Below are 18,939 nucleotides of genomic sequence, written 5' to 3' on the forward strand. Positions count from 1 at the left end.
CCCGTGTCGTGTCAGCTCACCGGCTTGTCGTGCTGACGGATACCCGGGCCGGTGGCGCCGTCCAGACCCAGCTCGAAGAGCATGCGGGCCTCCTCGCGGCTCTCGGCCCCCTCGCCAATGGCCAGTATCCCGAGTGAATGACAGAGCGTGGCCATGCCGCGCAGGATGGTCTGCTGCTCGGCAACCTTGTCGACCCCCTGGACGAGCGTCCTGTCGATCTTGAGGTAGCCGAGACCAAGGTCCTGCAGGTCGGCGATCCGGGTGAATTCGGCGCCGACATGCTCCAGGCCGATCCGACAGCCGAGCGGTTGCAGGGCGTGGCACAGGCTGCGGAAACTGGCCAGGTCGTGGATCGCCAGGGACTCCGGGATCTCAAGCCAGAGCCGCTCGGCGACGTCGGGCCGGGCCCTGAGCCGTGCCTGGAGCTCCATGACGAAGCGAGCGTCCTGGATCGAGGCGGCCGACAGGTTGATGCCCAGCGGCTTGCCGCGCTGGGTGATGTCGCGCACAGCCTCGTCGATCACCGCCAGGTCGAGCCGGCTGTCGAGCTCGAGTCGCGAGACCCAGGGCATGAAGACCCCGGCGGGCTGCCACTCGCTGTTCAGGCGCAGCCGCGAGGGGCTCTCGAAGTGCAGCAGCTCCCCGTTGCCATCGAGTACCGGGTAGTGGGCCAGGTAGATGCCCTTGGCCAGGGCTTCCTGGAGGGCGCGGCGCCACTCGCCATGGCTGGTGAAGAGGCTGCGGCGCTGGGGCCCCTCGGCGATGACCAGGCTCTGGTCACCACGGGTCTCGGCGGCCGCGAGGGCGCCATCGAGGCTTGCCAGCAGCACGCTTCGCTGGTCGCCCTGGGCATAGTCGACCAGGGCCGCGGGCAGGCCGAGGGGCAGCCGGCTCTGCTCCCTCAGCGCGGCGAGGCGCTTGCCGAGCTCATGCCGCAGCGGTTCCAGGTCATGGGCGCCGGGCAGCAGCAGGACGAAATCGCTGCCGTTGAGGCGGCCCACGACCCCGCCGCCACGGACCTTGCCGAACTGGTCCAGGCCACTGGCCAGCGCAAGCAGCAGGGCATCGGTTTCGCCATGACCGAGACGCTCGTTGACCTCGGAAAGGCGGGCGAGGCGCACCAGGGCGAGCGTGCCGCTGGCCCGGGAATCCTGGCTCTCCAGGTGGATCTGCAGCTGGGCCAGGAAGGCCTCGCGTTTGAGCACGCCGGTCACGCTGTCATGCTGCAGTCGCCGGCGCAGCAAGTCGAGCTTCTGGCTCTCCTCGCCGAGCATGTCGCGGACGGCGGCGGAGAGCTGGTTCATGGCCTCCACCACCTCGCGCAGCTCCCGCGTGCGCGGGGCGGGAATGGTGGTGAAACGCCGCTCGCCGATGTGCAGGGCCTGGTCGACGACGTTGCGCAGCGGGCGTCGGATGGTGCGCACGATCCACCAGGCCAGCAGCAGGCTGAGGGCGGCGGCCAGGGCGAACCAGCCGACCAGCTCCAGGCTGCTGCGCCACAAGGAGCGATAGGCAAAGCTGTGCTGGCTCTGGAGGGTGAGGGTGCCGAACTGTCGCCAGCCGTCCTGGACCACGGCCTGTCCCGGGGGCACCTCGAAGCGCACCAGGTCGACGAACCAGGCCGGCACGTCCTCGATGGCCTCGCCGGCGCGGCGCTGCTCGATGATCTCCCCCTGCGGGTCGCGCAGCTCCACGCGCCGGTAGTGGCCGGTATCGAACTGGGCGGCCACCAGCAGCTCCAGGGTCACCGGGTCCTTGGGCATCTGGCTCATGGTCAGCGCCAGGGCATTGGCATTGTCGGCATTCTTGATGCGCACTTCCTGCTCGATGTAGGCCCGGCTGGAGCTGACCCCGATGAACAGGCTGCCGCCGAAGGCGAGCAGCAGCAGTACCACGATGGTCAGCCAGAGCTGCTTGATGAGCGACATCTTGTTATCCCCCTTGAATGAATCCCTGCTCCTGCATGCGACCGATCACCCGTCGCCAGCGCGACAGGCGTGCCACCGGGTCGGCGCGCGACCGGGTGGAGCCGCCGGCCCAGAGGCCGCTGCTGTTGAAGCTGAACAGCGGGTCCAGGTCGTCGCGCAGCGAGCCGCGGGTGATCGAGGGCACCAGGTTGTCGAGCACCAGCGGGTCCGCCGCGGGGGTCTCGTAGTAGCCCAGCACCATGTGCGCCTGGGTGATGCCGCTGCGGCCGATGCGTGCGCGGACATAGATCATGCGCAACTCGTCGCCCGGTACCCCCAGCTCCTTGAGGGTGATGTACTTGGCAATGGAGAAATCCTCGCAGTCCCCTTGGCCGCGGCCCAGGGTCTCCAGCGGCGTGGCCCAGTAGTCCTCCTGGCCCCAGATGTCGATATCGTCGAGCCACCGGACCCGCCGGTTGAAGAAGGTATTGACCTCGCGCAGGCGGGTCTGCAGGTCGGCAGGACGCAGCCGCTCGAGCAGCGCGAACCATGCCTCGAGACTCTCCAGCCCGCGCGCGCCATATTGGGCCTGCATGCTGCGGCGCAGGCGCCCTGGCGAGAGGTTGGCCTCGCCCGGGGTGGGGCGAAGCCCCAGGCCGATGGCCAGCGACAGGCCACCGAGCCCCGCCAGGAAACGGCGGCGCCCGGGCGAATCGAGTGTCCGGGACGAAGGCGGCGGCATGCAGCGGGCCTGAATGAGCATTTGCTCAAGTCTAGGGGGCGTAGACCCCTAATGCGAGGGGAGTGATTGGCATCATGTCGGGCGGCTCAGCCCTTGCCGGGGCCCAGCCAGATCCGCAGCCGGCCGACCCAGTCGAGCGCCCGGGCGGCACGTCGCAGTTCATCGGCCGCCCCCTCGAGGCTCTGGCCGTCGGGGAGCGCCTTGACGTAGAGGGAGACGTCCACCTGGTTGTCCAGGTAATGGAGGTCCAGCGCGACCCGGGCATGCCAGATCGGCAGCCCGTGCCACACGCCATCGAGGAGCTCCACCACGTCGCTGCGCAGTGGCAGGCCGGGACGCAGGCTGTGCTCCAGTTCGCCCGAATCGTCCTCGGGGTCGATGTGGAAGGTGACGTCGGCGAGCTCCGGGAAGGCCTCGCGAAGGCGCCGGCTCACCTCGTTGCCGATCTCGTGGGCCTCGGAAACGGTGACCCGCGGTGGCACCACGATGTGCAGGTCGAGGATCACGTCGCTGCCCAGCTTGCGGGTCCGCAGGTCGTGCACCCCGTTGACATGGGGAACGCGCTCGGCGATCTCCCGCATGCGGTCACGCTGGGCGATCGGCAGCGCCGTGTCGATGAGTTCCTGGCTGGACTCCCACAGCAGGCGACCGCCGACCTGGCCGACCATGAGGCCCACCACGATGGCGGCCACGGCATCCATCCAGCCGGCCCCGAACTGGGCCGCCACCAGGCCCACCAGCACCACCACGGTGGAGAGGGCATCGGAGCGCGAGTGCCAGGCATTGGCCTCGAGCAGCCGCGAATTGACCCGCCTGGCCACGCGCAGGGTGTAGCGGAAGATCCACTCCTTGGCGAGCAGGGCCGCCACGGCGATGCCGATCGCCCAGGGTCCCGGAGCGGGCACCGGCTCCCCGCCCAGCAGCCGGGTGATGCTTGCCCAGGCGATGCCCCCGGCGACGAAGATCAGCACGCTGCCCAGCCACAGGGTGGCCAGGGTCTCGATGCGGCCATGGCCATAGGGGTGGTTGCTGTCGGGCTCCTGGCGACCGAAGTGGGTGGCGGCGATGACGAACAGGTCCGTCAGGATGTCCGAGAAGGAGTGGATGCCGTCGGCCACCAGGGCCGCCGAGCCGACGGCGAAGCCGGCGACCATCTTGGCCACGCCGACCACGAAGTCGATGACGGCGCCGACCAGCGTGACCTTGTGGGCCTCGCGGGTCTGGGCGGCGCGATCCGTGGCCGGCCCCTGCGAGTGGGTCGCCTGGGCGTTCATGCCGGGCTTCTCGTGGCTCATGCCTCGGCCCTCAACGGCAGCGTCCCGCCTTGTGGAGCACTGGGTTGGCGTACTGGGCCAGCCAGAACTCCCGAAGGTCGTCGGGCACCGTCTGCAGGCGAGCCTGGAAGCGGGCGCGGTCGGCGTCGCTGACCTCACTCAGGTCGAGCAGGTCGGGCGCCTCGCCCAGGGCTTCCAGGGCCAGGAAGTGGCTGGGGAAGAGGTGGTAACCGGCCAGGACCTGGCGGTCGATCTCGGCAGCCACGGCCTCGGGGTCGTCGAAGTCCGCCGAGAGCGGGGTCCCGAAGGTGAGCTGCACCCGTCCCTTGTGGCCGGTGATGCCGGCGACGATGGAGCTGATGTCTTCGAACTCGCTCTTCTCGTAGTTGCCGCTGGTCTGCATGGCGTGCAGCTCCCTGGCCTTCTGCAGGTCGCAGGGGTCGTACTCGTAGCTGATCGAGACCGGCACCAGCCGCAGCTCGGCGATGGCCTCGCCGATGCTCGCCTGACGCTCCCGCCCGCGCCGGGCCATGGTCAGCATCTTGATGATCGCCGGGTCGGTGCGGTCGATACCGTCCTTGGCACGCCCCTCGCGCTGGGCCATCCAGATGGAGTGGTTGTCCTCGAGGATGGAGTGACGGATGTAGGCGGAGAGGTTCTGGTAGGCGGCCAGCATGGCCCGCTTGCCGCGGGCGCTGCGCGGCACAATGAAGCTCTTGTTGAGGCGCATCAGGTCGTTGACGTAGGGCTTCTTGAGCAGGTTGTCGCCGATGGCGATGCGCACGGTGTCGCGCCCGGCCAGGTAGAGGGCGTAGTTGACGAAGGCCGGGTCCAGCGAGATGTCGCGATGGTTGCCGATGAACAGATACGCCCTGTCCGGGTCCAGCGACTCGAGCCCCGCCACCTCGAAGGTGTCGGTGGAGGTGCGGATCATGCGCTGCATGTAGCTGGCGATACGCATCTGGAAGTCATGCACGCCGGTCACGCCGCGCACCTCGCGGCGGATGGCGATGCTGGCCAGGACGCGCGAGAGGCGAGGCATGAAGCGGCTGAGCCGCGGCAGCCGATAGCGGGTGAGGGCATCGAGCAGCTCGGCATCATGGGCCAGGCGCGCGAGGACCTCGGCCACCTCGTCGTCCTGGTAGGGACGGATCTCGGCCCAGGGATCGGATGCGGAAGTGTGGTGAGTCTCGGTCATGGGATCCAGGCTGTGGTCGGAAGCGATCAGGCGCTGCGGGCGTCACCGGCGCTGCCGGCCTCGCCACCCAGCCACTCGATCAGGCGCTCGATGTTCTCGGCCAGCGCCTGGGTCATCAGGATGAAGTCGGTCTCCAGGCGGACCAGGGCGTCATCGCCATCGTCGGCCTGGGACGCCTCGTCGATCAGGGCGTCGTCGAAGCGCAGCGACTTGATCGCCAGGTCGTCATGCAGCACGAAGCTTAGCCGGCCCTCGATCGACAGTGCCAGCTTGCTGGCCTGGCGACCGCTCTCCAGAAGCTGCTGGATCTCGTCGCTGTCGAGGTCGACCTGGCGGGCACGCAGCACGCCGTCGTCGCCCTTGGCCTTGAGCTCCACCTGGTCGCCGAGCACCAGGTCGGCCGGCCGCGAGCCCGGATCGCCGAGCCAGGTGGTCATGGCGCGCATGGGCAGCGTCTGGCTGGCCAGCGGGGTCACCTTGAGGCTGCCCAGGGTCTCGCGCAGCAGGTCGAGGAGTTCCTCGGCCCGCTTGCGGGAGCTGGCATTGACGGCGATCAGCTGGCGGCGGCTGTCCCACCACAGGTCGACCTTCTGGCTGCGCACGAAGGCGCGGGGCAGCAGCTCCTCGTAGACCTGTTCCTTGATCGCCAGCTTCTCCTGGCGGCGCAGCTTGCGGCCCTCGCCGGTCTCGATGGCCTCGCTGCGCTCCTCGACCTCCTCGCGGACCACCGAGGCAGGCAGGATACGTTCCTGGCGCAGGGCGGTCATCAGCCGCTGGCCCTGCAACTCGTGCAGCAGCTGCGTCCCGGCCCGGCCGGCCGGCGCGGACCAGCCCAGGCGACGCGCCTCGCTGCCCCCCAGGGGGCGGAAGGCCTGCTCGCCGAGGGCGGTTTCCAGGCTGGCGGCATCCAGCTCAGGGGCGTCGTGCAGGCGGTAGAGGTGCAAGTGCTTGAACCACATGGAGCATTTCCCGAGAGAAAAGGGGCACATTATGGCCAAAGGGAGCCGCCGGTGCCAGCGCATGGGCGGGTGGCGTGACAGGCCAGTGTTCAAACGATGGTTTGAATGTCGGCTGCCGCCGTGACTAGAATCGAGGTTTTCCCCGCTCAGGAGTCCCCCGGCATGGATCCCCGCATCTCCCGCACCGCCCTGCGTGTCAGAGGCTATCACCTGGACGGTTATGGCCACGTGAACAATGCCCGCTACCTGGAATTCCTGGAGGAGGGCCGCTGGGCGTACTTCGACGACCGTCCCGGGCTGGCCGCCTTCCTGCAGAAGGGCGACGTGGCCTTCGTCGCCGTCAACCTCAACATCGATTACCGGCGTGCCGCCATTGCCGGCGACGACCTGGAGGTGCTGACCCGGCTCGCCGAACTCGGCTCGCGGCGTGCCCGCATGCACCAGGAGGTCCGTCGGGTGCGGGATGGCAAGCCGGTGGCCAGTGCCGACATCACCTTCGTGCTGCTCGACGTGGCGGCCAATCGGGCGATCGAGATCGGCGGCGAGATCCGCGAGGCCATGGCGGCACTGGTCCTGCCTTAGCCCCCTTGCACAGCTCCCTTTGCACCGTCCGGGATGGTATGATGCCAGGCTGATATTGCGCGCCATGTCACGGCCACGTGACGCGCCAACCTGTTGCAGTGCAAAGGATTCGACGACCCATGGGTGACATCGCCAGAGAGATTCTGCCAGTCAACATCGAGGACGAACTCAAGCAGTCGTACCTCGATTACGCGATGAGCGTGATCATCGGCCGTGCGCTGCCCGACGTGCGCGATGGCCTCAAGCCGGTGCACCGGCGCGTGCTGTTCGCCATGCACGAGCTCGGCAACGACTGGAACAAGCCGTACAAGAAGTCCGCCCGCGTGGTGGGCGATGTCATCGGTAAGTACCACCCTCACGGGGACAGCGCCGTCTATGACACCATCGTGCGCATGGCCCAGGACTTCTCCATGCGCCATGTGCTGGTCGACGGCCAGGGCAACTTCGGCTCCATCGACGGCGACAACGCCGCCGCCATGCGTTACACCGAGGTACGCATGGCCCGGCTGGCCCACGAGCTGCTGGCCGACCTGGAGAAGGACACCGTCGACTGGGTCGACAACTACGACGGCACCGAGCGCATCCCCGAGGTGCTGCCCACCAAGGTCCCCAACCTGCTGATCAACGGTTCCTCGGGGATCGCCGTGGGCATGGCGACCAACATCCCGCCCCACAACATGGGCGAGATCATCAACGCCTGCCTGGCGCTGATCGACGACTACACCCTCACCGTCGACGACCTGATGGAGCATGTCCCCGGCCCGGACTTTCCCACCGGTGGCATCATCAATGGCCGCGCCGGCATCCTCGAGGCCTACCGCACCGGCCGTGGCCGCATCTACGTGCGGGCCTGCCACACCATCGAGCATGACGACAAGACCGGCCGTGACCACATCATCGTCAACGAGCTTCCCTACCAGGTGAACAAGGCGCGGCTGATCGAGAAGATCGCCGAACTGGTCAAGGAAAAGAAGATCGAGGGCATCGCCGAGCTGCGTGACGAGTCCGACAAGGACGGCCTGCGCGTGGTCATCGAGGTCAAGCGCGGCGAGTCCGGAGAGGTGGTGGTCAACAACCTCTTCGCCCAGACCCAGCTGCAGACCGTCTTCGGCATCAACATGGTGGCCATCGACAATGGCCAGCCGAAGATCCTCAACCTCAAGGAGATCCTCGAGGCCTTCATCCGCCACCGCCGCGAGGTGGTCACCCGCCGCACCCTCTTCGAGCTGAAGAAGGCCCGCGAGCGCGGCCATATCCTCGAGGGTCTGGCCGTCGCCATCTCCAACATCGACGAGGTGATCGAGCTGATCAAGGCCTCGCCGAACGCCAGCGAGGCCAGGGAGAAGCTGCTGGCGAAGTCCTGGCAGCCGGGGCAGGTCACCGGCATGCTCGAGCGCGCCGGCGCCACCTCCTGCAAGCCCGAGGACCTCGAGGAAGGCTTCGGGCTCAACCAGGCCGGCAGCGAGTACCGCCTGTCGCCGGCCCAGGCCCAGGCGATCCTCGAGCTGCGCCTGCATCGCCTGACCGGGCTCGAGACCGAGAAGCTCCTCGACGAGTACCTCTCGATCCTCGAGAAGATCGCCGAGCTCACCGCCATCCTGGCTTCCGCCGAGCGGCTGCTCGAGGTGATCCGCGAGGAGCTGATCGCCGTGCGCGACCAGTTCGGCGACCCGCGCAAGACCGAGATCCAGGCCAGCCACCTCGACCTGCGCCTCGAGGACCTGATCGCCGAGGAGGACATGGTGGTCACGGTGTCGCGCACCGGCTACGCCAAGACCCAGCCGCTCTCCGACTACCAGGCCCAGCGCCGAGGCGGGCGCGGCAAGTCGGCCACGGCGATGAAGGACGAGGACGTCATCGAGCACCTGCTGGTGGCCTCGACCCACGACACCGTGCTGCTGTTCTCCAATCGCGGCAAGGTCTACTGGCTCAAGGTCTACGAGATGCCCGTCGCCAGCCGTGGCTCACGGGGCAAGCCGCTGGTCAACCTGCTGCCGCTGGACGAGGGCGAGGCGATCAACGCCATCCTGCCGGTGCGTGACTACGACCCGCAGAGCTACATCTTCTTCGCGACCGAGCGCGGCACCGTCAAGCGCACCAGCCTCGAGCAGTTCTCGCGGCCGCGTAGCGTGGGCCTGATTGCTATCGACCTCGAGGAAGGCGACCGCCTGGTGGGTGCCGCCATCACCTCGGGCAGCGATCATGTCATGCTGCTCTCCTCCAACGGCAAGGCGATCCGCTTCGAGGAGTCCAACGTGCGCGCCATGGGCCGCACCGCCCGCGGCGTGCGCGGCATGCGTCTGCTCGGCGATGGCGAGGTGATCAGCCTGATCATCCCGCAGAGCCAGCAGATCGATGCCGAGGCCGACGTCGAGGCCGAGGCCGAGGAGGGCGCGAGCGTCGAGGCCGGCAACGGCGGCCAGATCTATATCCTCACCGCCAGCGAGAACGGCTATGGCAAGCGCACTCGCCTCGAGGAGTTCCCTCTGCGCGGGCGTGGCGGCCAGGGCGTGATCGCCATGCAGACGAGCGAGCGCAACGGCGCCCTGGTGGCGGCCATGCAGGTCTACGCCACCGACGAGATGATGCTGATCACCGATCGCGGCACCCTGGTACGCACCCGGGTCGACGAGGTCTCGATCAGCTCGCGCAACACCCAGGGGGTGATGCTGATCCGCCTGGGCAACGACGAGAAGCTGGTCAAGACCGTGCGCATCGACGAGCCCGAGGAGGCCCTTGAGGCGCCGGCCGAGGCGGGCGACGAGTCGGGAGTCGCATCATTCGGCGATGCGGCACCGGATGAGGGGGCACAAGAGGCCGGCGGTGAGCAGGACCAGGAATAAGGACACGCAACGCTGATGACACGTCACTACAACTTCTGTGCCGGCCCGGCCGCGCTGCCCACGGCCGTGCTGGAGCGAGCCCGGGACGAACTGCTGGACTACCGCGGCCGCGGCCTCTCGGTGATGGAGATGAGCCATCGCGGCGAGGAATTCGTCGCCATCGCCGAGCGGGCCGAGGCCGACCTGCGCGCGCTGTTGGCCATTCCCGACAACTACCGGGTGCTCTTCACCCAGGGCGGCGCCAGCCTGCAGTTCGCCGCGCTGCCCTACAACCTGCTGGGGGCCGGCGGCCGGCCCAACTTCCTGCACACCGGCATCTGGGGCAAGAAGGCGATCAGCGAGGCGCGCCACCTGTTCGGTGACGTCCATGTGGCCGCCAGCAGCGAGGAGAACGGCCACAGTGCCGTGCCGCGCCAGGAGGAGATCGTGCTCTCCGACGACGCCGCCTACCTGCACTACACCGCCAACGAGACCATCGGCGGGCTCGCCTTCGACTACATCCCCGAGGCCCGCCGGCCGGATGGCAGCGAGGTACCGCTGGTCTGCGATATGTCCTCCTCGATCCTCTCTGCCCCGCTGGATGTCTCGAAGTTCGGGGTGATCTACGCCGGTGCTCAGAAGAACATCGGTCCCGCGGGCCTGGTGGTGGTGATCGTGCGCGATGACCTGCTGGACCAGGCCCGCGGCGACATGCCGACGCTCTTCGGTTACCGGGCGCTCAGCGAGGCGGGCTCGATGGTCAACACCCCGGCGACCTACAGCTGGTACCTGGCGGGGCTGGTCTTCGACTGGCTGAAGACCGATGTCGGCGGCCTTTCGGCCATGGACGCCATCAACCGCCGCAAGGCGGCCCGGCTCTATGCGGCCATCGACGGCAGCGCCCTCTACGCCAACCCGATCACGCTGCGCAACCGCTCGCGGATGAACGTGCCCTTCGTGCTGGCCGACCCGCGGCTGGACCGCCTGTTCCTCGACGAGGCCGAGGCAGCGGGGCTGCTCAACCTCAAGGGACATCGCAGCGTGGGGGGCATGCGGGCCAGCCTCTACAATGCCGTGCCCGAGGCCGCCGTCGAGGCATTGATCGACTTCATGGCCGATTTCGAGAAACGCAGGGGATAATCCATGACCGAGCCTACCGTCAGCCTCGAGGCGCTCCGCCAGCGCATCGACGCCCTGGACAACGACATCCTGCGCCTGATCAGCGAGCGGGCGGCCTGTGCCCAGCAGGTGGCCGAGATCAAGGCCGAGCATGAGCCCGGCGCGGTCTTCTATCGGCCCGAGCGCGAAGCCCAGGTGCTGCGCCGGATCATGGAGCTCAACCAGGGCCCCCTGGACAGCGAGGAGATGGCGCGGCTGTTCCGCGAGATCATGTCGGCCTGCCTGGCCCTGGAGCAGCCGGTCAAGGTCGCCTACCTGGGGCCGGAGGGCACCTTCACCCAGCAGGCCGCCCTCAAGCACTTCGGTGAGAGCGCCATCAGCCTGCCGATGGCCGCCATCGACGAGGTGTTCCGCGAGGTGGAGGCCGGCGCCGTCAACTATGGCGTCGTCCCGGTGGAGAACTCCACTGAGGGGGTGATCAACCACACCCTCGACTCCTTCATGGACTCCGGGCTTCGCATCTGTGGCGAGGTGGTGCTGCGCATCCACCATCACCTGCTGGTGGCCGAGACGACCCGTCGCGACAAGGTCTCGCGGATCTACTCCCATCCGCAGTCCTTCGCCCAGTGCCGCAAGTGGCTCGACGCCCACTTTCCCCAGGCCGAGCGGGTACCGGTCTCCTCGAATGCCGAGGCCGCCCGCCTGGTCAAGACCGAGTGGCACAGCGCGGCCATCGCCGGCGACATGGCCGCCAAGCTCTACGGGCTCGCCAAGCTGGCCGAGAAGATCGAGGACCGCCCGGACAACTCCACGCGCTTTCTGATCATCGGCAACCAGGACGTGCCCATCTCCGGCGAGGACAAGACCTCGCTGGTGGTCGCGATGCGCAACCAGCCCGGGGCCCTGCACGACCTGCTCGAGCCCTTCCATCGCCACCAGATCGACATGACGCGCCTCGAGACCCGCCCGTCACGCACCGGCGTGTGGAACTACGTGTTCTTCATCGACTTCAAGGGGCACCGCGAGGAGCCGCGCGTCGCGGCCATGCTGGAGGAGGTCCAGCTACGCGCCGCCGAGGTGAAGGTGCTGGGCTCCTATCCCGTCGGCGTGCTCTGAGAGATGGCGGGCATCGTGAAGCCGCCGCCCGATGAGCGGCGCATCCTGATCGTCGGCCTGGGGCTGATCGGCGGTTCGCTTGCCGCTGCGCTGCGCGCCGCCGGGGTTCGGGGCACCATCCTCGCCTGCGACCCCGATGCGGGCGAGATCGCCCGGGGCATCGAGATGGGCCTGATCGACAACGGGGACACCCGTCTCGAGGCACTGGTCGAGGGTGCGTCGCTGGTGGTGCTGGCGGTGCCCGTACTGGCCATGGAGCCGGTGATGGCCCAGCTGGCCGCCTGCCTCGATCGTGCCGCGCCCGATGTCGTCGTCACCGATGTGGGCAGCACCAAGGCGGCGATCCGCGAGGCGGCCGTGGCCGCCTTCGGTCGCATGCCGGCCAACCTGGTGCTCGGCCATCCCATCGCCGGCTCGGAAAAGAGCGGGGTCGCGGCCGCCGATGCCGGGCTCTATGCACGCCACAAGGTGATCCTGACGCCCGAGCCCGATACCGATCCGGCCGCGATGGCCAGGGTGCGCGCGCTCTGGGAGGCCAGCGGCGCCGAGGTGCTGGAGATGGACGTGGCCCGCCATGACCAGGTGCTGGCGCGGACCAGCCACCTGCCGCACCTGCTGGCCTTCTCGCTGGTGGACACCCTGGCCCGCCAGGACGAGCGGCTGGAGATCTTCCGCTACGCCGCCGGCGGCTTTCGCGACTTCACCCGCATCGCCGGCAGCGACCCGGTGATGTGGCGCGACATCTTCGTCGCCAATCGCGATGCGGTGCTCGCTGCCCTGGACGACTTCGAGGCGGGCGTGGCCCGGCTGCGCCGCGCGGTGGAGCGCGGCGACGGCGATGCCATGCTGGCGACCTTCGACCGGGCCAGTCACGCCCGGCACTATTTCGAATCCCTGCTCAACCAGACCAGTTATCAGGCGGAGTACCAGATGCAACAACACGGCAAGCTGCGCTACCGGGTCAGCCCCGGCGGTGGCGTCACCGGGCGGATCCGCGTGCCCGGCGACAAGTCGATCTCCCACCGCTCCATCATGCTCGGGGCGCTGGCCGACGGAGTCACCGAGGTGAAGGGCTTTCTCGAGGGCGAGGACAGCCTGGCCACCCTGCAGGCCTTCCGCGAGATGGGCGTGGCCATCGAAGGGCCCCATCATGGGCGGGTCACCGTCCACGGCGTGGGCATGCACGGCCTCAAGCCGCCCGCCGGGCCCCTCTACGTGGGCAATGCCGGCACCGCCATGCGCCTCTTCGCCGGGTTGCTCGCGGGCCAGGCCTTCGACACCGAGCTGACCGGCGATGCCTCCCTGACCAAGCGCCCCATGGGGCGGGTGGCCGATCCCCTGCGAGCCATGGGCGCCGAGATCGATACCGCCGAGGGCGGGCGTCCGCCGCTGCACATCCACGGTGGCAGGGCGCTCAAGGGCATCACCTACGACATGCCCATGGCCAGCGCCCAGGTGAAGTCCTGTTTGCTGCTGGCCGGCCTCTACGCCGAGGGCGAGACCCGCGTACGCGAGCCGGCACCGACCCGCGACCATACCGAGCGCATGCTCCAGGGCTTCGGCTATGAGGTGCACCGCGAGGGCGACACCTGCTGGCTACAGGGTGGCGGCAGGCTCACCGCGGCCCCCATCGACGTGCCCTCGGACATCTCGTCGGCGACCTTCTTCCTGGTGGCCGCGGCGATCACGCCGGGCTCGAACCTGGTGCTCGAGCACGTCGGCATCAACCCGACCCGCATCGGCGTGATCAATATCCTCCAGCTGATGGGCGCCGACCTGCGCCTGGAGAACGAGCACGAGGTGGGCGGCGAGCCGGTGGCCGACCTGCATATCCGCTATGCGCCGCTCAAGGGCATCGACATCCCGGTGGAGCAGGTGCCGCTGGCCATCGACGAGTTCCCGGCGCTGTTCATCGCCGCGGCCAACGCCGAGGGCGTGACCCGCTTGCGCGGCGCCGAGGAGCTGCGCGTCAAGGAGTCCGACCGGCTTCAGGCGATGGCCAACGGCCTGGCCACCCTCGGCGTCGAGCATGTGCTGCTCGAGGATGGCATCGATATCGTCGGCCGTCCTGAAGGAGAGGGCGGCGAGGGGGTCAGCTACGGCGGCGGGCACATCGACAGCCTGGGGGATCACCGCATCGCCATGGCCTTCGCCATCGCCGCGCTGCGCGCCGGTGGCGAGGTCGTCATCGACGACTGTGCCAACGTGGCCACCTCCTTCCCCGGCTTCATCGACCTGGCGCGCCGGGTCGGGCTGGCCCTCGAGGAACAGCAGGAGGCGTCATGAGCGATTCGGCACCGGTACTGACCATCGATGGCCCGGGCGGGGCCGGCAAGGGCACCATCAGTCGCCTGGTCGCCGCACGCCTGGGCTGGCACCTGCTCGACAGCGGGGCGCTCTATCGCCTGACCGCGCTGGCCGCCGTGAAGCACGAGGTGCCCCTGGATGATGAGCCGGCACTGGCCCGCGTCGCTGCCTCGCTGGAGGTGGTCTTCGTCGCCGAGAATGATGCCACCACCGTGCTGCTCGAAGGGCGGGATGCCACCACCGCGATCCGCACCGAGCAGGTGGGCGATGCCGCCTCCCGGGTCGCCGCGCTGCCCGCGGTGCGCGAGGCGCTGCTGCAGCGCCAGCGCGACTTCCGGCAGGCTCCGGGCCTGGTCGCCGACGGGCGCGACATGGGCACCGTGGTGTTCACGGACGCCCCGCTGAAGATCTTCCTCACCGCGAGCGCCGAGGAGCGGGCGAGACGGCGCCACCTCCAGTTGCGGGAGGCTGGGGTGGATGCTAGTCTATCGAGTCTTCTAAAGGAGATTCAGGCGCGCGATGCCCGCGACATGCAGCGCAGCGTGGCCCCGCTCAAGCCGGCCATCGATGCCATCACGCTTGACACCACGCGCCTGACGATACCGGAAGTGGTGGATCGGCTGACGGAGCTACTGACCGAACGCGGTCTGGCATCCGCCACCTGACACTCCCTTGCGGCGCCTCCGGCAGGATGTGATGACGTGGTCCGGCACTTAGATTCGCCGTGAGCCGGGCCAGGTCGAACCAGCGCCAACATCCCCGGGGGCTTGGTAAATAAGGCCCGCACTCGCTGGTGGTGCGGAGAAGGCGGCAACGCCGTACTCAACGTTGATCACGTAGGAACATCATGAGCGAAAGCTTTGCTGAACTGTTTGAACAGTCTCTCCAGGACATCAACATGGAGCCGGGCGCCATCGTCGCGGCTACCATCGTCGACATCGACGGCGACTGGGTCACCGTCAATGCCGGCCTGAAGTCAGAAGGTCAGATCCCCGCGGCCCAGTTCCGCGACGATAACGGCGAACTCACCATCGCCGTCGGCGACGAGGTGCATGTCGCCCTGGAGGCCGTCGAGGACGGGTTCGGCGAGACACGCCTGTCCCGCGAGAAGGCCAAGCGCGCCGAAGCGTGGAAGGTGCTGGAAGCCGCCTTCGAGAAGGAAGAGATCGTCAAGGGCGTGATCAACGGCAAGGTCAAGGGCGGCTTCACTGTCGACGTCGACTCCATCCGTGCCTTCCTGCCGGGTTCCCTGGTGGATGTCCGCCCCGTGCGCGACACCACCCACCTCGAGAACAAGGAACTCGACTTCAAGGTCATCAAGCTCGACGCCAAGCGCAACAACGTCGTCGTCTCCCGTCGCGCCGTGCTCGAGGCCGAGAACAGCGCCGAGCGTGAGGCCCTGCTGGCGACCCTCCAGGAAGGTCAGCAGATCGTCGGTATCGTCAAGAACCTCACCGACTACGGCGCCTTCGTCGACCTGGGCGGCGTCGATGGCCTGCTGCACATCACCGACATGGCCTGGAAGCGTATCAAGCATCCGAGCGAGATCGTGGCCGTGGGCGACGAGATCACCGTCAAGGTGCTCAAGTTCGACCGCGAGCGCAACCGTGTCTCCCTGGGCCTGAAGCAGCTGGGCGAGGATCCCTGGGTCAACATCAAGGATCGCTACCCGGAAGGCACCAAGGTTCACGCCACCGTCACCAACCTCACCGACTACGGCTGCTTCGCCGAGCTCGAAGAGGGCGTCGAGGGTCTGGTCCACGTCTCCGAGATGGACTGGACCAACAAGAACATCCATCCGTCCAAGGTCGTGCAGGTCGGCGACGACGTGGACGTCATGGTGCTGGACATCGACGAGGAGCGTCGCCGCATCTCCCTGGGTATCAAGCAGTGCACCACCAATCCTTGGGAAGACTTCAACGCGCGCTACAACAAGGGTGACCGCGTCACCGGCACCATCAAGTCGATCACCGACTTCGGCATCTTCATCGGCCTCGAAGGCGGCATCGACGGCCTGGTGCATCTGTCCGACATCTCCTGGACCGATACCGGCGAGGAAGCCGTTCGCCAGTTCAAGAAGGGCGACGAGGCGGAAGCCGTCATCCTCTCCATCGATCCGGAGCGTGAGCGCATCTCGCTGGGCATCAAGCAGCTCGATACCGATCCGGTGTCCGAGTTCCTGGCGGTCAACGACAAGGGCTCCATCGTCACCGGTCGCGTGGTCGAGGTCGATGCCAAGGAAGCCCAGGTCGAGCTGGCCACCGATGTGGTCGCCGTGCTCAAGGCCTCCGAGATCAGCGCCGACCGCGTCGAGGATGCCCGCAACGTGCTGAGCGAGGGCGACAGCGTCGAGGCCCGCATCATCGGTGTCGATCGCAAGAACCGCCAGATCGCCCTGTCCATCAAGGCCAAGGATCAGGACGACACTCGCCAGAACCTCAAGAAGCTGCGTGAGGAGTCGCCCGAGAGCGGTGGTCCGACCACCATCGGCGACCTCATCAAGCAGCAGATGGGTCAGGACTGATAGCGAGAGGGACTCCTTCCCTCATCGTCTGACAAGGCGCCGCCCCTCGGGGCGGCGCCTTCTTTTTTTTGTTCCGGTAGCTTTTTGTTGTACCGGTATCTTCGATGGTTCTGGCACGTCTCGCCCCAGGGAGGGCGCTACAATGGAACGCCGCGAGTTTCCGCCGCGAGTTAGTGGCGAAGTTTGCCGTTAAACGTCACTGCTGTTGTTTGCCGAACTTCGATTTGATGTTCATAATGTTGCCAGGGAAGTTTTAAAAGGCAATAATGCCGCTGCATCCTGTAATCCCCGAGAAGGAACTAATACATGTCATCACTGCTCAGCAACTACATGCAGATGGAGCAGCAGCTCAAGCAACTCCAGTCGGAACTGGACAAGCTGCAGAACGACGACCGTCTCAAGGCCGAGCTCGAGTTCAAGGAAAAGCTCGAGTCGCTGATGCGCGAGTTCGACAAGAGTGCTGCCGACGTCATTGCGCTGCTCGATCCCAAGCCGGCCGCGGCATCTCGCGGCACTGCCGCCGCCCCGGCGACAGGCGGTGCGCGCCGCAAGCGCAAGCTCAAGATCTACAAGAACCCCAATACCGGTGAAGTCGTGGAAACGCGCGGCGGTAACCAGAAGACCCTCAAGGCCTGGAAGGACGAGCACGGTTCCGACACCGTCGAGTCCTGGCTGGTGCGCGTCGAGGAGTGAGTTCCTCCGCGTGAAGGCATGACGCCGCCCCTCGGGGCGGCGTCGTCGTTTGTGTTGAACGCCGCTCATACTGGACATGCCGTGCCGAGCAAAAACGCCGCCGGGAAGATGATTCGACGGTGCGTTGCCCGTATAATCAGGAGCATCCCCGAGTACCGGCGATGGCCCGTTCATCCCTCTTCACGCCACGGCCTTCGCCTCGACACCATTGGAATCGAATGAAATCACACAATCCCCGACAGCCCATGGACGAACGAGAGAAGTTGCGCAGGTTCCGCGAACTCGACGATGCCTTCGCCGATGCACTGCGCGAACTCGAGAGTCCCGACAGCGAGCTCGATATTCCCACCGGTCCGCCGGTCCGTTCACTCGAGCGCGTGGAGCAGGACGCCGGGACCGAGCTGCAGGACGAGCAGGCCCTCCAGCGGGCCTTCGAACAGCGCCTCAAGGCGCTGATGGCCGAGTACGCCCAGCCGGCCGAGAGCGTCAGTCACCTGCTGCAGACCCTCAGGTCCCTCGGGCGGATCGCCTGAGCCGCCACGTCGGGTTATCCTGCCCGCCTTTCTCCACCAACTGCGGCGTCCGTCAGCGGTAGCGATAGACGCGCAGGCTCGGCAGGAAGGCGTTGTCCTCCAGCCGCTCGTCGCGTCGCCGGGCCCGGGTGCGGGTGGCCGGCGGGTGAGAGGGCGGCCGGTTATGGTCGGGCAGGCGGCCGTCGGGGCTGGGCACGAACAGCGGCAGGGCGATGTTCATGGCGCGCCGGCTGCGGCCATCCTCCAGCGGTTCGCGGTAGAAGAGGTTGGCGCGCATCAGCGGGGCCTGGCGCTGTACCTGAGCCAGCGGCTCGCCATCAGGGATGCCGGCCAGCTGTCGCAGCTGGATGCGCACGTGGGGCGCCTCGCTGTCCAGGGCCAGCAGCTTCTGCTCGGCCTCGCGCACCGTCAGCCGCTTGATCGAACGCCCGCTGGCATACCAGGCCAGGCGCACGCGGGCCACCGGGGCCTCGGCCAAAGGGATCGCCCGCCAGCACTGCTTGAGGTGCAGCCTGGCAAGCCCCGTGCCGCGCAGGTGGTCGTGCAGGGCCGGGTGCCGGAAGGGCAGCACCGCCTTGATCTCCGGGATCAGCGCCGGTACCTCGCGGCGGATCTCCGCCAGCAGCGCGGCGAAGGCCTTCTTGGTGGCATTCACCCGGCCGACCGCCTCCATCACCGCCTCGTCGGCCGCCACCAGGCCCACATGGCTGCGGGTGGCGCGGCCGTCCTGGCCATCCTGGTACCAGACGTCGAGCAGAGCGTGGCGCAGCCAGGCGGCGTCGGCCGAGTCGTGATCGAAGGACCAGGCCGGGGCGCCCGAGGCCTGCCAGGTCGCCACCAGGGCGTCGGTCTCCTCGACCAGGCGATCGAAGAGGGCCTCAAGCTCCGCCAGCAGGCGGTATTCCGGGCGCTGCCCGTCGCCGCTCACGACGGCTCGCCGTCCCGGTCCGCGCGCGCCAGCAGCGCGTCGAGGTCGGTCTCGTCCATGGCGGGCTCGCCGGCGATGCGATGGGACTCGTCGGCCCAGGCGCCCAGGTCCAGCAGCCGGCAGCGCTTGCTGCAGAAGGGGCGGTAGGGGTTGGCCTCGCTCCACAGTACCTTCTTGCGGCACTGCGGGCAGGCGACTTCCAGGGGGCGCGAGGTGTCGTGCGTGCTCATGCGAT

Annotated in this window: 16 protein-coding genes; 9 read left to right on the forward strand and 7 right to left on the reverse strand. The window is 67.8% G+C overall.

The genetic code is table 11. The annotated features are described in order from the left end of the window. Positions 1 to 11: 11 nt before the first annotated feature. The 5 genes from P8934_RS08455 to P8934_RS08475 all read right to left on the reverse strand — a co-directional run bounded on the left by P8934_RS08455 (position 12) and on the right by P8934_RS08475 (position 6,080). Positions 12 to 1,928 (reverse strand): EAL domain-containing protein, encoded by a 1,917-nt coding sequence (locus P8934_RS08455; protein WP_278033787.1) that lies wholly within the window; start codon positions 1,926 to 1,928, stop codon positions 12 to 14. 4 nt (positions 1,929 to 1,932) lie between these two features. Next, positions 1,933 to 2,670 carry a transglutaminase-like cysteine peptidase gene (locus P8934_RS08460; protein WP_278033788.1) on the reverse strand — a complete coding sequence of 246 codons (738 nt, stop codon included), beginning with the start codon at positions 2,668 to 2,670 and terminating at the stop codon, positions 1,933 to 1,935. Between the two features lie 65 nt (positions 2,671 to 2,735). Then, positions 2,736 to 3,923, reverse strand: coding sequence for a cation diffusion facilitator family transporter (locus P8934_RS08465; RefSeq protein WP_278034016.1), 1,188 nt, complete (start codon positions 3,921 to 3,923; stop codon positions 2,736 to 2,738). A gap of 31 nt (positions 3,924 to 3,954) precedes the next feature. Then, on the reverse strand, positions 3,955 to 5,121 hold the full coding sequence (locus P8934_RS08470) for a 1-acyl-sn-glycerol-3-phosphate acyltransferase (protein WP_278033789.1): 1,167 nt from the start codon (positions 5,119 to 5,121) through the stop codon (positions 3,955 to 3,957). Positions 5,122 to 5,147: 26 nt separating this feature from the next. Continuing rightward, positions 5,148 to 6,080: a recombination-associated protein RdgC gene (locus tag P8934_RS08475; RefSeq protein ID WP_278033790.1), complete on the reverse strand. Its 933-nt coding sequence runs from the start codon at positions 6,078 to 6,080 to the stop codon at positions 5,148 to 5,150. Positions 6,081 to 6,242: 162 nt separating this feature from the next. Between P8934_RS08475 and P8934_RS08480 the strand changes: the two genes are divergently transcribed. The 9 genes from P8934_RS08480 to P8934_RS08520 all read left to right on the forward strand — a co-directional run bounded on the left by P8934_RS08480 (position 6,243) and on the right by P8934_RS08520 (position 17,776). Next, positions 6,243 to 6,662, forward strand: coding sequence for a thioesterase family protein (locus P8934_RS08480; RefSeq protein WP_278033791.1), 420 nt, complete (start codon positions 6,243 to 6,245; stop codon positions 6,660 to 6,662). 119 nt (positions 6,663 to 6,781) lie between these two features. After that, complete coding sequence (gene gyrA / locus P8934_RS08485) at positions 6,782 to 9,505, forward strand: DNA gyrase subunit A (RefSeq protein ID WP_278033792.1); 2,724 nt, start codon at positions 6,782 to 6,784, stop codon at positions 9,503 to 9,505. A 15-nt stretch (positions 9,506 to 9,520) separates the two neighbouring features. After that, entirely contained in the window at positions 9,521 to 10,624 is a 1,104-nt protein-coding gene (gene serC / locus P8934_RS08490; protein WP_278033793.1) for a 3-phosphoserine/phosphohydroxythreonine transaminase, read from the forward strand. Between the two features lie 3 nt (positions 10,625 to 10,627). Beyond that, positions 10,628 to 11,719 (forward strand): prephenate dehydratase, encoded by a 1,092-nt coding sequence (gene pheA, locus P8934_RS08495; protein WP_133634935.1) that lies wholly within the window; start codon positions 10,628 to 10,630, stop codon positions 11,717 to 11,719. 15 nt (positions 11,720 to 11,734) lie between these two features. Beyond that, positions 11,735 to 14,005, forward strand: a complete 2,271-nt coding sequence (locus P8934_RS08500) for a bifunctional prephenate dehydrogenase/3-phosphoshikimate 1-carboxyvinyltransferase (RefSeq protein WP_278033794.1) — start codon at positions 11,735 to 11,737, stop codon at positions 14,003 to 14,005. Further along, a complete protein-coding gene (gene cmk / locus P8934_RS08505; RefSeq protein WP_278033795.1) occupies positions 14,002 to 14,691 on the forward strand; it encodes a (d)CMP kinase in 690 nt (229 codons plus the stop codon). Before P8934_RS08500 ends, cmk begins: the two co-directional genes overlap by 4 nt. Before the next feature lie 182 nt (positions 14,692 to 14,873). Next, positions 14,874 to 16,550, forward strand: coding sequence for a 30S ribosomal protein S1 (gene rpsA, locus P8934_RS08510; RefSeq protein WP_278033796.1), 1,677 nt, complete (start codon positions 14,874 to 14,876; stop codon positions 16,548 to 16,550). A 306-nt stretch (positions 16,551 to 16,856) separates the two neighbouring features. After that, the gene (locus P8934_RS08515; RefSeq protein ID WP_133634931.1) at positions 16,857 to 17,243 is read left to right on the forward strand and encodes a histone-like nucleoid-structuring protein, MvaT/MvaU family; all 387 of its coding nucleotides are present in this window, start codon (positions 16,857 to 16,859) and stop codon (positions 17,241 to 17,243) included. Positions 17,244 to 17,488: 245 nt separating this feature from the next. After that, positions 17,489 to 17,776: a hypothetical protein gene (locus P8934_RS08520; protein WP_278033797.1), complete on the forward strand. Its 288-nt coding sequence runs from the start codon at positions 17,489 to 17,491 to the stop codon at positions 17,774 to 17,776. 52 nt (positions 17,777 to 17,828) lie between these two features. On the opposite strand, the gene P8934_RS08525 is transcribed toward P8934_RS08520, so the two are convergent. Together P8934_RS08525 and yacG are read right to left on the reverse strand one after the other, a co-directional pair. Next, positions 17,829 to 18,704 (reverse strand): DNA replication terminus site-binding protein, encoded by an 876-nt coding sequence (locus tag P8934_RS08525; RefSeq protein WP_278033798.1) that lies wholly within the window; start codon positions 18,702 to 18,704, stop codon positions 17,829 to 17,831. Further along, positions 18,701 to 18,934 carry a DNA gyrase inhibitor YacG gene (gene yacG, locus P8934_RS08530; protein ID WP_278033799.1) on the reverse strand — a complete coding sequence of 78 codons (234 nt, stop codon included), beginning with the start codon at positions 18,932 to 18,934 and terminating at the stop codon, positions 18,701 to 18,703. The genes P8934_RS08525 and yacG overlap by 4 nt, the downstream gene beginning before the upstream one ends. Positions 18,935 to 18,939: the final 5 nt, after the last annotated feature.

This window comes from Halomonas sp. CKK8 (assembly GCF_029625235.1).
Taxonomy (GTDB): Bacteria; Pseudomonadota; Gammaproteobacteria; order Pseudomonadales; family Halomonadaceae; genus Halomonas; species Halomonas ventosae.

Excerpts from the sequence above, each read along its gene's own strand:
- P8934_RS08455 (WP_278033787.1), bottom strand. The coding sequence starts at position 1,928 with ATGTCGCTCATCAAGCAGCTCTGGCTGACCATCGTGGTACTGCTGCTG.
- P8934_RS08460 (WP_278033788.1), bottom strand. The coding sequence starts at position 2,670 with ATGCTCATTCAGGCCCGCTGCATGCCGCCGCCTTCGTCCCGGACACTC.
- P8934_RS08465 (WP_278034016.1), bottom strand. The coding sequence starts at position 3,923 with ATGAACGCCCAGGCGACCCACTCGCAGGGGCCGGCCACGGATCGCGCC.
- P8934_RS08470 (WP_278033789.1), bottom strand. The coding sequence starts at position 5,121 with ATGACCGAGACTCACCACACTTCCGCATCCGATCCCTGGGCCGAGATC.
- P8934_RS08475 (WP_278033790.1), bottom strand. The coding sequence starts at position 6,080 with ATGTGGTTCAAGCACTTGCACCTCTACCGCCTGCACGACGCCCCTGAG.
- P8934_RS08480 (WP_278033791.1), top strand. The coding sequence starts at position 6,243 with ATGGATCCCCGCATCTCCCGCACCGCCCTGCGTGTCAGAGGCTATCAC.
- gyrA (WP_278033792.1), top strand. The coding sequence starts at position 6,782 with ATGGGTGACATCGCCAGAGAGATTCTGCCAGTCAACATCGAGGACGAA.
- serC (WP_278033793.1), top strand. The coding sequence starts at position 9,521 with ATGACACGTCACTACAACTTCTGTGCCGGCCCGGCCGCGCTGCCCACG.
- pheA (WP_133634935.1), top strand. The coding sequence starts at position 10,628 with ATGACCGAGCCTACCGTCAGCCTCGAGGCGCTCCGCCAGCGCATCGAC.
- cmk (WP_278033795.1), top strand. The coding sequence starts at position 14,002 with ATGAGCGATTCGGCACCGGTACTGACCATCGATGGCCCGGGCGGGGCC.
- rpsA (WP_278033796.1), top strand. The coding sequence starts at position 14,874 with ATGAGCGAAAGCTTTGCTGAACTGTTTGAACAGTCTCTCCAGGACATC.
- P8934_RS08515 (WP_133634931.1), top strand. The coding sequence starts at position 16,857 with ATGTCATCACTGCTCAGCAACTACATGCAGATGGAGCAGCAGCTCAAG.
- P8934_RS08520 (WP_278033797.1), top strand. The coding sequence starts at position 17,489 with ATGGACGAACGAGAGAAGTTGCGCAGGTTCCGCGAACTCGACGATGCC.
- yacG (WP_278033799.1), bottom strand. The coding sequence starts at position 18,934 with ATGAGCACGCACGACACCTCGCGCCCCCTGGAAGTCGCCTGCCCGCAG.